We start from the raw sequence: 12,391 nt of genomic DNA, 5'->3' as shown, positions 1-12,391 counted from the left end.
AAAAGGCACTCGAATCGATTCGAAAGACCTTAGCATTATAAAACAATAAATTTAGATAAAATTGAAGCTGCTCCATTTGTCATAATGACATAATAGAATCCCGGACTTAATGAAAGGTTTATACTTTCACTTAAGTTGGTTTCATGAACGGGTAATTCACCATTAAACAACACTTGTCCTTGTAAATTTATTATTTGATAATCTAACTTCACAACACCCTCTAGGATCCCTTGAAAAGTGAGCTGTTGGTTGATATAATTTGTTTGAATGGCCGGCACGCTTTTGCCCGCTTCTCCAAATCCTTTATAAGGTGGTAAGTACTCCCCTTCCAATTGTGGAAATTCTATATAAAAATTTACAGTTACAAAACCATAAATCTCACAGTCGGCATCCATCGTTGTCCATTTAAATTGATAACTTCCAAATCTCGAAACACGAACTTTTGTAAATGGATCTGTCGGGTCAGTAAAAATCACCGGACTCGGTCCGCCAGCATAAGTCCAAAGTCCCTTTTTCCCAGATCCTTTCAATTTTGTGCCCAGTACTCCTTTGACTTCCTGGTTGGGTCCGGCAACATCCTGCTGAGATTTTCCAAATAATACTTCCAAACAAGCTTGCAAGCTGGTAGCACATGAATCAGAATAATTCACGCAAACTTTTCCAGAAGATTGCAAACTGTTTTTATCCCATCGTACACAGATGCTATCTGATTGATTAGGATTGGGGCTTTCGATCACTCCCTGATCAACTGTCCAATTAAAAGAATAAGGATTTTGCACAATATCGTCAATCTGATAACAAATCAATTCACCCTTGCATACTTCATTCTTACCTAAAAGGCTTCCCATGAGCGGATTCATCAAGTAAGCATCTTCATCAATGTTTTCTTCAAATTGAAAATTGCAGATTCCCAATTCTCCTCCTAGTTTATAATTTACTACCACTTGCAGTTGATAATTTCCTCTTTTGTTAATGACTAATTCTCTGTCGTTCGATAAAAACCGCAATTCGCTATTTACTTTTTCGTACCAAATATAAGCTAGGCTGGTTTCAATAGCAACCTTACATGTATCGGTAAAGTTGGTAATTTCCGGAACCATAAATACTTGCCCATTTCTGCATCGCAAATGCATCTTGTTCTGCAAATCGACAAATACTACGTTCAGCAAATAACTGCTATCGCAAGCATAGAATTCGGTAGATTTTGGAATGACAATTTTTTTGTTAACGGTACAGGTAAAATAATTTTGCTTCTGGACCGGGTCGTAATAGGGATCACTTTTCGAACAGGAAACATAGTTTATGAATGCTGATTGAGGTTTGTCTAAAATAATAAACTCCAGTGTACTATCATAAACCAAACAAAATTCCTTAAACTCTTGAGTATAAAATCCACTCGCGTTGATGCTGAGTTTATGCCATTTATATCCCTTTTCTTCATTACACAATACCCTTGTAGGGCCGGACCTGTGCTCTTGTCTCACTTGAATCATCGTACAAGTTGTATTGGATTCTCCACAATTTAAATTGGGCAATCCTACATATCCATGCACACAAAGTTCAAAATCTCCTTCATTTGGAAAATCTAAAAATACTTCCCGATCATGGTCGTTTAAAATCACTCCATCAAGGGTCCATTCATAATATCCTTCGCAAGGTTCAAGCTTTGGTTGCACCGTAAATTTTTGACTGCAGGCTCCACGCTTTAAATCAATACTATTCCCCGATATATTATTTATTCTATTGAGTTCTAAAGGCGCATTGGGAGCACCGCCATCAACCGTAAGAAAATAATCACAATAAGTGCCTTGAAGCCCATCGATGTGCAGATAATATATTTTACATGCTGTAGGATAGCTTAAATTTAAATGTATAGAATATACCCCAGGACCCGGATAAGTACCGGTCGTGCATAAATTCAAATTTCCGGAACAGCATTCGCTGGTTAAAATCATTTGAATTCCATTGTTACCCTGATATCCTCCATCACAATTTGTATAGGTCAATGTAATGGTCAATGCCGTGCCATTTGTGGTAAATGCATAATGCACTTGATTTTGTGGCGAATAACATACATTATTGCAATTATCTCCTGTATAATTGGCGTATGGCACCAATGCACAGTTAGAATTATTATTCAAAGTCGCCAGACCACAAATCAGAGGTACCTGACTACAATCGTCCGCCATATTAGCACAATTCTGACTGCATACATGGTTTACCCAGGCTAGAATAAGGAAACAAACAAAGTGTGAAATTCTAATTAAGGCAATTAAATGATACATTGAATTTTAAATTGATAGAAGGCATATATATCAAAGAGCTATTTAAAAGCGATTGCGATGCCCGAAGTGTGTTATTTATTTTATACACATCAATTCTCTCAATTTTTTTATAGCTGAAGTCCTGAAATTCACTTCTAAACGCATATAAGAATTATTAATATGTCTTTTCAGCGTGTTTACAGAAATAAATAAATCTTGGGCAATCTGTTGATTGGTTTTGCCTGCATATATCAATTGCATGACTTCAAATTCGCGCTGTGATAATGGACTTGCCAATCCTGTATTGATTTTTTGGAAATTCAATTCCTCCAAATTCTGGTTCGTATGAATTGCAAAATTTGCTAAAGAAATTTCAAGGGTCGTCAATAGTGATTTCTCATGAAATGGTTTCACCAGGTAACCTGAAGGTTGAACTTTCGTGGCTCTTTCCAATGTATTTTTATCTGAATAAGAGCTCAAAAAAACAAAAGGAATCATAATTTTTTCGTGAATGTACTTTCCTAAATCTATTCCATCCAATTTTCCATCCAGATTAATATCAAGCAAAACAATATCAGGTTTTTCGTTCTCCAGTTTCAAAATTCCATCTTCATAATCATAGGCAATTCCAGCAACTTCATAATCATGATTATTGAGATACATGGCAATGTTTTCTGCAATGAGCGGTTCGTCCTCTACTATGAGTACGCGAACTTTATAGTTGAACTCATTCATGGTATTCATCGTTTATTAAATTCGATACAAACACTCGTTCCGTGTTCCCGATTGATTGAAATAACCGCTTTTAGTTTTTGGACAAATGCCCGAATCATCTTATAACCAAAACTTTGAGAAGATTGAATGTTGAATGATTCGGGTAATCCAATTCCATTGTCTTCCACTTTTAGTTGCAGCATTTGGCCGAGCTCTTTTAAACTGACGGTTACAATTCCATAGCGACTCTTTACAAACGCATATTTCATAGAATTGGTTACCAACTCGTTGATGATCATTCCAATTGAAACAACAGTATCCATATGTAATTGTATGGGCTCAACCTGAACATCAATGGATACTTTTCATCTTCCTTTTGGTATGCTGTCATTAAATGATCCATTAAATTTTGAATATAATTTGGCATGTCTACCATGTTCATCCCAGTAGATTCATACAGATTTTGATGTATGAAAGCCATTGATTGCACTCTGTGTTTGCTCTCTTTCAACAAATCTTCATAAGCTTTATCTTGCGTGTATTGAGCTTGCAGATCCAATAAACTTGAAATGACCTGCAAATTATTTTTGACCCGGTGATGTACTTCTTTATTTACGAATTCCAGATCATTTGATTGTTTGACTATTATTCTGTTTTTTTCATGTTGTTTTCGGAATAAATAAAAAATCACCGCGCTTAATATGAAAAGCAAAAATATGCCCAACCATAAAATGGTTTGGAAATTGCGCTCCTCGCTTATGGTTGCCTGTCTTAATTCATTCTCCCGGATCAAAGACTGGTTGAGTGCTTTTTCTTTTTCCAATTGTTCGGTTTGCAAGATTTTTTCGCGCAATGATGCATTCATTAATAACTGTTCCTGTTGCAGACTGTAATCCTTTAATTCATTTTCCCTTCTCAAACTTTCCTGCATTAATAATTCGCGTTTCAATTTTTCTTCATTCAACTGATTTACGATTTTCAAATAATCGATCTCCCGATCGCGGATATTCACCTCTGATCCCAGCGCAATCGACTCCGCCAACTTTTGATTCTCTTTACTAGCATAGCTAGTGCTGTTGTGATGCAGATAATTTACCAATTCATAAGCTTTAGCCAAATTCCCTTTGCGGTAATAGGCATCCGCCAAATTGGATTTTATGTAGGAATCAATAAATGGCGTAAAACCCTGATGGGATAGTGCTTCGGCCTTATTAAATTCCAGCAATGCATTGGCTTCAGTATGAACTGCCATAACATACTTGCCTTTAAGCACCAAAAGTTTGACTTTTAAAAAATCACTCTTAGGTTTGTTTTCTGCAGTTTCACATTCGAGCAACAAATTTTCCAGTTTTGTATATTCATTTTTTTGATAATAATAATTGCCCAATTCGATTTTAGATTCAAATAATTCTGGTTTTAAATGCTCCTGTGCTGCCAGATCCAGACTTTGTTGAATGAAGAGGTAAGCTGAATCCAATTTTTCCAGCCCCAAATAAATTCTGCCAAGTGCCAAAGCATTTTTTTGCATGGCTGTCTTTTTTCCGAGCTTGGTAAATAGTTGCAATGAACGATTATAAAATTGCAAAGCTTTATCAGGTTTACTGATTTTATCAAAAACCTGGGCCAAATCTTCTTGCAATTCTGCAATCAATTCATCCTCCTTATGGGCTTTTGCAAGTTCCATTGCTGATCTGATTTGGACGGTGGAACTAAAAAACCGACCATTCCTGAAATCAATACTTGCCAAAGTCTTATAAGCCATCGCCTTCGGATAAAATTCTGCTTGCGTTATCAGTTTTTTTAATATTTGAACGGCTTCATCTGTGCGCCCATCCTCCATATAAGCCTGTGCCTGATATACAAGGCACAAATCCTCCATTCCGGTTTGTGTAAGCAGATGGTAATGCCGGGACCATTTTTCGAAAAGTTTTGCTGCAAACTCCGGATCAGCTTTAATCCATTGTAGCGCTGATGTTTTCAAATGCACGCGATCTAATGGCAGCAGGGTATCCTGACCATAAAGTGCATCGAAAGTGATACAACTTAAAATAAAACAAATAATAATTATATAACGCGCTATCAAAGAATTCAATAATTAGATTTCAAAGATAGGTTTAGAACCGATGTATCCACTAACCCTTATGGGTGATATTGCAACACACATCCAAAAATCACCCCAAGGGGTGAACGAATTGCCTTTGAATAAAGATTAAATTTGTACCATCAAAATCAGATCATATGAAAAGAATTTTTACCATTACTTTATTCCTATTTACCCTATTTCAATTATACAGTCAACGTCGCTATGATGTGCGATTCCCACTGGATGGACATATGCGCGAATGTATTGTAGTTCAACCCAGCACACCCCCTCCGCCTGGCGGGTATCCCATCGTATATATGCTACATGGTACCAGTGGAGACGGTGAAAAATTCTATAATATTTCAGGATGGAAAGAATTGGGTGAAGAAGAAAATTTTATCACTGTTTTTCCATCATCCCTGAGTTGGTGTTTTGTTGAAGACGGCATTGAAAAACACAATACGCGTTGGATCAATGGAAGTGTCACTGAAAATCCTTGCTCAGGTGCGCCACAGAATTATGTAGATGACGTTAAATTTTTAAAGTTATTGGCAAAGCTTATTTCCGACAGTTTACCTGTGAACCGGTCTATGATTTTTGCTTGTGGTTTCTCCAATGGCTGTTCGATGATCCATAAGCTTGCTGTAGATGCCGGAGATGTTTTTGCTGCATTAGCCGGTTGTAGCTCCGTTTTAGCGCAATCTGATTCCGCTCGTCCGATTGTGCGAGTTCCGCTTTGGACCTTGGTGGGTAGTTTGGATGATCGTTTTATTGTACCACCTTTTACAGAATTGCCTTTTGGCAATGATTCCATATTAGGATATTTAAAAGATCCCATCCGCCGAACGCTTGGATGTCAGGGACTCGAAGAATCATTTGTAAAAACAGAAACAGATAGTCTTCATACTTATCAATTTCTGGTCAATAAAACCGGAGAAGTGGCAGCACCCTATATATTCACACTTGCGAAAGGAATGACACATGAATTTCCAAATGGTAGCAATTATTTTTTTAACGGGCCACGAAGATTTTGGGAATTTTTTAAAAGGTCTATAACAGTAGAAGCTGAAGATTATGATTCATTAAAATCCATAATCAATATTTATCCAAATCCATCGAACCAGCTGTTGAATATTTCAGCAGCATCAGAACTTGAAGATTTTGATTGGAAAATATTTAATGTTCAGGGAAGCCTCATAAAGAGTGGACGTCATTTAAAGGGAACACAGCTTCAAATAAACAAATCTGATTGCGGGAGTGGCTTATTCCTGTTTCAATTGATCAGCGATCAATACAAGTCAACGCAAAAATTTTACTTCCATTAAATCATTCAATTAAAAATTTATAAAAATGAAAATCGCATTACAAATTATCATCATAGCATTCCACTTATTAAATCTAAATGGGCAAGTCAGATATGACCTTCAAATGATGGTAGAAGGGAGACTTAGAGAAACCATAGTGGTCATACCCAGCAAAGCACCGCCCACGGGAGGTTACCCTATCGTAGTTATGTTACACGGTACTTCACAGGATGGACCTCAATTTTATGATATTTCTGGTTGGAAAGAATTGGGCGAGGAAGAAAATTTTATCACTGTGTTTCCAACTTCTTTAAGATGGTGTTATCTCGATGATGGCATTGAAGAAATCAGTAGGAGGTGGGTCAATGGCAATGTAACGGATAACCCGTGTTCGGGCACTCCACAGAACTATGTGAGTGATGTGCATTTTCTTAAACTGCTGGTACAAAAAATTGCGGATACATTTCAAGTTAACAAAGCTATGATTTTTGCTTCCGGGTTCTCAAATGGAAGTGCCATGGTTCAAAAATTAGCAATGGATGCCGGTGATGTATTTGCGGCATGTGCAGGTTCAGGGGGATTTTTACCAATGGGAGACTCCACAAAACCATTAAACCGAATCCCTGTCTGGTTAATGTTGGGAACAAACGATGACCGGCACATCAGACCTCCATACACTGAAATCCCATTTGGAGGAGACTCGTTACTGGCATATTTTAAAGGTCCGCTGAACAGATTGCTGGTCTGTCAAGGCTTGACTGAGAACTATACAAAATTCGAAACGAGCATCACCCATAGCTATGAATTTTCTGAAAGTCAGCCGGGCGAAGAAGGCATGTTATTCAGGTTTACATTAATCCAGGATATGTTTCATATTTATCCAACCGAATTCAATTCCCGCATTAACGCGCCCAGATTGTTTTGGGAGTTTTTTAAAAATTCAGTAGCGGTTGCTAATTCTTCCCTAAATAATACCAAAGCGGAAGTTCGAATTTACCCCAATCCGTCAAATGATATCGTCACGGTGGATTTGAAAAATTTTACAGAAGCCAAACCAATTTACATTCTTGTCTTCAATTCAGTTGGGATATGTACTGCTAGTAAAAAATTAATTAACCAGACTCATGTTAACATCAGCAAAAACGAAATTGGAACCGGCCTTTTTATTTTACAAATATCTCAGGGCTCAAAATTTGGAACACAAACATTCTGCTTCAATTGATAAATTTATAATGTAATGTTTAATTGAATTCCATTCATTTGAATCAAATGAATGGAATTCAATTGATTCAAAAATTAACGTATTGCACTATTAAAAATTCCATCTAAGTTCAGGATTTGAGCTATCCACAAAAAGCAATTTTCTTTTGATGATCAAACAGCAAGTATTTCAATGAAGAGAATCAGGCTGAAAACTATTTTTTTTTAAAAAGCAAAGTTTATTGATTTGTAATAAAAATTCTTGATCCAATCTTTTCTTCGCTTCAGGTTCCAGGCCATGGTATATATGATTTTGCAAGGCCAGGACAGAATCAGCCAAAAGCTTCGTTTTCAAAATTATTTGATTTGCAGATGTCCTCAAGTTTTCCATTTGGGATTTAAGTTCCACATTACTTGTATCTATTAAGGTAGAATCTTCTAAAAAGCGAATCTGGTCTGCAAGCACAAATCTTTCGTTTTTGAGGGCTTCAGCCCTACAAAAAAGTTCGGCTAATTCAATGATCTGATCTGTATTTTCATTTGATCCATTTTTTTGATGACATCCTGCAAAGCAAAATGAAATTATAAATACAGAAAGAAAATATTTGCGCTTCAAAATTCAGTTGAATTATATAAAAAGGGGCACCGTTAATTTTCTGGCCAACTTATTCTTTTGTTGACATTGTCCCCAATGGCCCGGCCCATTTTCAGTCCATTAAGATTGTCCATGTTGTAATGGATTCCGCCGTATAATCTTGAATTGGCACACTCTTCAGCCATTTCAAAAAAGTTATTATAGTTTCGGACCGAAAAGCCAAATTGAATTTGGGTACGGTCTGTGAATGCATAATTACCATCCCCGTTGGTGAATAAAGCTGCAAATATGGCTGCTCCTGCGGCAGCTTCCGTAGCATGGCCTGATGTAAATGCAGGAAATGGCGGTGTGCCAATTACGGTTTGGAAAGTTGGATCAATATTTTCCCGGATATAAGTAAAAGGACGGATTAAAAAATAATCGTACTTGGTTTTCCAGCAAGCAATAAAAGCATCGTTTTCAGCTATTCCCAGTCTTGCATATGCAATGGCGGTCTGGCCAAGGTTTGCATTGTTTTCCTCTAAAAGCTGTGTCAAAATATTGAACGTATGCCCTGCCGGTGTACAAGTATTAAAAGGATCATCCGCCCAAAATCTGGCTATTTCCTTTTGTTCAGATGTGGCATTGGTCACAATTTGATATACCTCCATAGCTTCTTTGTAAAATTCTGATGAATTAGCAGTTGAATAAGGTATATGTGGCAAAGGTTGAGCCTCGACAATATTTGCATCCATGAATGGCCTGTTCGAATCCCAATTAGGTGCCAATGGGTTCAGAACGGCACCTGTAGGTTTCCATGCGCCCTGAATAACAGGCCAGGTATAAGGCAATTGAAAGGGATCAATGTATTGTTCATGCCCACCATCGTTTTTAGAATAATTAAATATGGCATTGGCCATGGATTTTCCAAATTCTTCTGATCTGCTGATATTCGCAGGCGTTAAATCACTTGAATATTCTGTTAACCACTTTTGCTCAAGTTGTAAAATCCTGTTTTGGTTATCGGCAGTGATGCGCTTTTCAAACAACAATTGGATCATTTGAGAAAGACAAGCATTGGCTACGAGGCCCCAATGGTATTTCTGACCTTTTTGTACGGTAGGCAAATCCGTTATATCAAGCCCATTTAATTGACCTGCAAGACTTAAAGGATTCTTCCATCCGGGAACCAGGCTTTCGTAAAGGGCTACTCCGGTATATCCTAATGCTCTTGCAGCCTGTGGTGGAAAAAATCCAGGTGTTTCTTTGATAATCCGGCATTCTAGTTGGTACCATTCGAAAACTACATCCGATTTATAGGTAGAAACAGATTCATCCGAAACTTCAGTTTCAGCCAAATCCTCATTACATGCATTTAGAAATAAAGACAAAATCATTAAAAAGGCTATCCAAGTTTTCATATGAGTAGATTAATATTACAATTCAAGTTTAACAAATATACAAATTCCAAATTCGCTTTGTCAAGTTTATGGTAAAAATAATCTCGAAGCAGGCAAGGTTTAACAAAAAACAAGCGGTTCAGAACCTGATTTTAGTAATTTTCTCCATAGAATCGGCCTTTTATCTATTCTGAATATTTTCTGCAAGCAAGGGGGAAAAGATATATAAATGATTCCAGGAGCATCCTTCTGACTACACATCATAATTTATTCTAATACATAATGAAATTCGAATAAATCGCAGAATTACTAAAAACACAAGCCCTAAAGCAAATGAAAACTGAACTTTCAAAATAGAATGTTGTTAGCTTTAAATTACCACTGAAATATGAAAACGCTGCTGCTAAATTTTTTCCTTTTGACAAGTTGTCACAACCCATCAGGTGAATTAAACAAACACGAAAAAACCACTATGGAAAATTCTACACAGGATCAGGAAGATCAAAGTCAAAAAGATAGTCTTGCAATCGCCACCCTTGGTGCTGGATGCTTTTGGTGTGTGGAAGCAGTATTTCAAGAACTTAAAGGGGTTTCAAAAGTTGAATCCGGATATTCAGGCGGGCATCTTGAAGATCCTTCATATCGGGCTATTTGCACAGGAACCACCGGACATGCTGAGGTATGCCAGATTCATTTTGATCCAAAGCTGATCAGCTATTCAGACATTCTCGAAGTATTTTGGACCACCCATGATCCGACTACTCTGAACCGGCAAGGAGCAGATGCGGGTACTCAATATCGATCTGTAATATATTATCACAATCCACAGCAAAAGGAAATCGCAGAAAAATCAAAAGCGACTATTGCCACTGAACTATGGGACGAGCCGATTGTAACGGAAATTAGTCCAGCGCAAAAATTCTACAAAGCCGAAGACTATCATCAGGATTATTATTCCGGAAATGGAGAACAGCCCTATTGCCAAATTGTGATCGCTCCGAAACTCAAAAAATTCAGAGAAAAATTTGCCAACAAGCTTAAAAAATGAAAACTCCGGATCAATATAATTTGCTCAATGCAGAAGAACAACGCATCATTCTGAGAAAAGGTACCGAAATGCCTTTCACCGGAAAATTCAACAAACATTACGAAACCGGTATTTACATTTGCAAACAGTGCGAAACTCCTTTATATCTGTCTGAAGCAAAATTCGATTCCGGATGTGGATGGCCCAGTTTTGATGACGAAATCGAGGGTGCCATCAAATATGTCGACGATGCAGATGGACGTCGGACTGAAATTTTATGCGCACATTGCAACGGACATTTAGGTCATGTTTTTACAGGCGAAAGATTTACTCCTAGAAATGTAAGGCATTGCGTGAATTCGGTGTCTTTGGATTTTAGGGAGGGAGGCGTTTAGGCGTGTAGGCGTGTAGGCAGGTAGGAAGGTAGGAAGGTAGGAAGGTAGGAAGAAGTCTGTTAGTCTGTTAGTCTGTTAGTCTGTTAGTCTGTTAGTCTGTTAGTCTGTTAGTCTGTTAGTCTGTTAAAAACAACACGTGCTAACAAATGTTAGTTCAATAAATTTCAATTATTTTTTAATTATTTTTTCGAACTTTTATTGATAAAAAAATTGATATGACTCCTTGACCGGAATGGGTTAAAACCCATTCCTATTGATAATTGAGGGTTCATCTAATGTGCCTTATGGCTTACGTTTTTTATACCTATAATTTTTTTGTCTGTCGGCTTCGTATCCGGCTGAAGCCGGCATTGATTTGAATTAAATTGACTTATGATCCCCTGTCCCGTAGGGACAAAATATTGGTAGCCGAATAAGAAAATCATTCACCGCGTGCCGTAGGTACGCAAGAGGGATTAAGAATTATAGAGTATAGAGTAAAGAAATCCTAACGAACGTTTCATAGTTTCTGTCGCTGGAAAATGGCTGATTCCCTGAATCGGAGTTTACAGAATTAAACGATTTGCTGAATAGAGTTCAAAAGTAAAAGTAGAAAAATTACTTAAAAGCTAAACTTACGAACGTTTGTTAGCTCTTTCAATTGTTCATTGCGAAACACCTCTCACTTCCAATTTTTCTGAAATTCCTCAAGCTTTCCTCCGACCATTTCTGCGGCCTGTAAGGTCAATTCTTCGCCTGAGTTTCCAAGTATGGGTTCAAAAAAATGCAAATACACTTCTGTCCTCCATTTTGAGAAACTCTGAAAATAAAGATTAAATAATCCATCGCCATACCAAAAATCGCGTCCAGGGTCGCCCATCTCCAGGGCAAAGGTTACTATAGGTCGTTTGGTTGCAGCTGCTGCGTGAAAAGTACCTTGTCTGAATTGTTTTGCCTTTACTTCGGTAGAAATTGTGCCTTCCGGAAATACAAGAACAGACATTCCTTTGCTTAACAAATCTGCGATAGCTTCGCGGGTAGACTTACGACTGTTAGCGCAGTCACGATCAACATAAATAACACCGGAGAGCATCGCTCCTGTATTGATCAAGGGGTACTTTGATACTTCCACTTTGCCAATCGCATAACCATTGGTGAGGTAAGCAAAAACAACAATGGGATCTACTAATGAACGATGATTGCCAACATAGAGCGTGCCTGGAGTTAGGTCCAGTTTTCCGGATTTATGCACGCGAACTCCAAGGATGAATAATGCCCATTTACAATAAAGGGACCGGATAGTAAAGGCATGGCGCTGCTGAAGTAAACCAAGCTTATGCAGGGTAATACCTACACCAACGATGAAGGCCAGTGTCAGGATAATGATCAACAAACGTAAAAATGCGAGTGCGTATCCGAAAGGATTTATAAATTTCTTTTGTATCATCTAA

11 protein-coding genes are annotated in these 12,391 nt (G+C 37.6%); 4 read left to right on the top strand and 7 right to left on the bottom strand.

Features of this window, described 5'->3' with window-relative positions; all coding sequences use genetic code 11:
* Nucleotides 1–35 precede the first annotated feature (35 nt).
* From IPM92_03385 to IPM92_03370, 4 genes are all read right to left on the bottom strand, one after another.
* Nucleotides 36–2,189 carry a T9SS type A sorting domain-containing protein gene (locus IPM92_03385; protein ID MBK9107435.1) on the bottom strand — a complete coding sequence of 718 codons (2,154 nt, stop codon included), beginning with the start codon at nt 2,187–2,189 and terminating at the stop codon, nt 36–38.
* 171 nt (nt 2,190–2,360) lie between these two features.
* Nucleotides 2,361–3,008: a response regulator transcription factor gene (locus IPM92_03380; GenBank protein MBK9107434.1), complete on the bottom strand. Its 648-nt coding sequence runs from the start codon at nt 3,006–3,008 to the stop codon at nt 2,361–2,363.
* Nucleotides 3,005–3,301, bottom strand: coding sequence for a sensor histidine kinase (locus tag IPM92_03375; GenBank protein ID MBK9107433.1), 297 nt, complete (start codon nt 3,299–3,301; stop codon nt 3,005–3,007). Before IPM92_03375 ends, IPM92_03380 begins: the two co-directional genes overlap by 4 nt.
* Nucleotides 3,274–5,070: a hypothetical protein gene (locus IPM92_03370; protein MBK9107432.1), complete on the bottom strand. Its 1,797-nt coding sequence runs from the start codon at nt 5,068–5,070 to the stop codon at nt 3,274–3,276. The genes IPM92_03375 and IPM92_03370 overlap by 28 nt, the downstream gene beginning before the upstream one ends.
* Nucleotides 5,071–5,216: 146 nt before the next feature.
* On the opposite strand from IPM92_03370, the gene IPM92_03365 reads away from it, so the two are divergent.
* Entirely contained in the window at nt 5,217–6,386 is a 1,170-nt protein-coding gene (locus IPM92_03365; protein MBK9107431.1) for a T9SS type A sorting domain-containing protein, read from the top strand.
* 25 nt (nt 6,387–6,411) lie between these two features.
* Nucleotides 6,412–7,587 (top strand): T9SS type A sorting domain-containing protein, encoded by a 1,176-nt coding sequence (locus IPM92_03360; GenBank protein ID MBK9107430.1) that lies wholly within the window; start codon nt 6,412–6,414, stop codon nt 7,585–7,587.
* Between the two features lie 168 nt (nt 7,588–7,755).
* Here IPM92_03360 and IPM92_03355 read toward each other — a convergent pair whose 3' ends face one another.
* On the bottom strand, nt 7,756–8,181 hold the full coding sequence (locus tag IPM92_03355; protein ID MBK9107429.1) for a hypothetical protein: 426 nt from the start codon (nt 8,179–8,181) through the stop codon (nt 7,756–7,758).
* Nucleotides 8,182–8,213: 32 nt separating this feature from the next.
* Nucleotides 8,214–9,560, bottom strand: coding sequence for a vanadium-dependent haloperoxidase (locus IPM92_03350; protein ID MBK9107428.1), 1,347 nt, complete (start codon nt 9,558–9,560; stop codon nt 8,214–8,216).
* Nucleotides 9,561–9,927: 367 nt separating this feature from the next.
* Between IPM92_03350 and msrA the strand changes: the two genes are divergently transcribed.
* Nucleotides 9,928–10,587, top strand: a complete 660-nt coding sequence (gene msrA / locus IPM92_03345; protein MBK9107427.1) for a peptide-methionine (S)-S-oxide reductase MsrA — start codon at nt 9,928–9,930, stop codon at nt 10,585–10,587.
* The gene (locus IPM92_03340; protein ID MBK9107426.1) at nt 10,584–10,961 is read left to right on the top strand and encodes a methionine-R-sulfoxide reductase; all 378 of its coding nucleotides are present in this window, start codon (nt 10,584–10,586) and stop codon (nt 10,959–10,961) included. Before msrA ends, IPM92_03340 begins: the two co-directional genes overlap by 4 nt.
* A gap of 661 nt (nt 10,962–11,622) precedes the next feature.
* Here the strand turns inward: IPM92_03340 and IPM92_03335 are convergent.
* Nucleotides 11,623–12,387, bottom strand: coding sequence for a 1-acyl-sn-glycerol-3-phosphate acyltransferase (locus IPM92_03335; protein ID MBK9107425.1), 765 nt, complete (start codon nt 12,385–12,387; stop codon nt 11,623–11,625).
* Nucleotides 12,388–12,391 lie beyond the last annotated feature (4 nt).

This window comes from Saprospiraceae bacterium (assembly GCA_016719615.1).
GTDB lineage: Bacteria > Bacteroidota > Bacteroidia > Chitinophagales > Saprospiraceae > Vicinibacter.
This window is presented reverse-complemented; position numbering and strand designations above follow the sequence as displayed.

Bases quoted from the DNA above. Each gene is read 5' to 3' on its own strand.
- IPM92_03385 (MBK9107435.1), bottom strand. From the start codon at position 2,189: ATGGCGGACGATTGTAGTCAGGTACCTCTGATTTGTGGTCTGGCGACT.
- IPM92_03380 (MBK9107434.1), bottom strand. From the start codon at position 3,008: ATGAATACCATGAATGAGTTCAACTATAAAGTTCGCGTACTCATAGTA.
- IPM92_03375 (MBK9107433.1), bottom strand. From the start codon at position 3,301: ATGGATACTGTTGTTTCAATTGGAATGATCATCAACGAGTTGGTAACC.
- IPM92_03365 (MBK9107431.1), top strand. From the start codon at position 5,217: ATGAAAAGAATTTTTACCATTACTTTATTCCTATTTACCCTATTTCAA.
- IPM92_03360 (MBK9107430.1), top strand. From the start codon at position 6,412: ATGAAAATCGCATTACAAATTATCATCATAGCATTCCACTTATTAAAT.
- IPM92_03350 (MBK9107428.1), bottom strand. From the start codon at position 9,560: ATGAAAACTTGGATAGCCTTTTTAATGATTTTGTCTTTATTTCTAAAT.
- msrA (MBK9107427.1), top strand. From the start codon at position 9,928: ATGAAAACGCTGCTGCTAAATTTTTTCCTTTTGACAAGTTGTCACAAC.
- IPM92_03340 (MBK9107426.1), top strand. From the start codon at position 10,584: ATGAAAACTCCGGATCAATATAATTTGCTCAATGCAGAAGAACAACGC.
- IPM92_03335 (MBK9107425.1), bottom strand. From the start codon at position 12,387: ATGATACAAAAGAAATTTATAAATCCTTTCGGATACGCACTCGCATTT.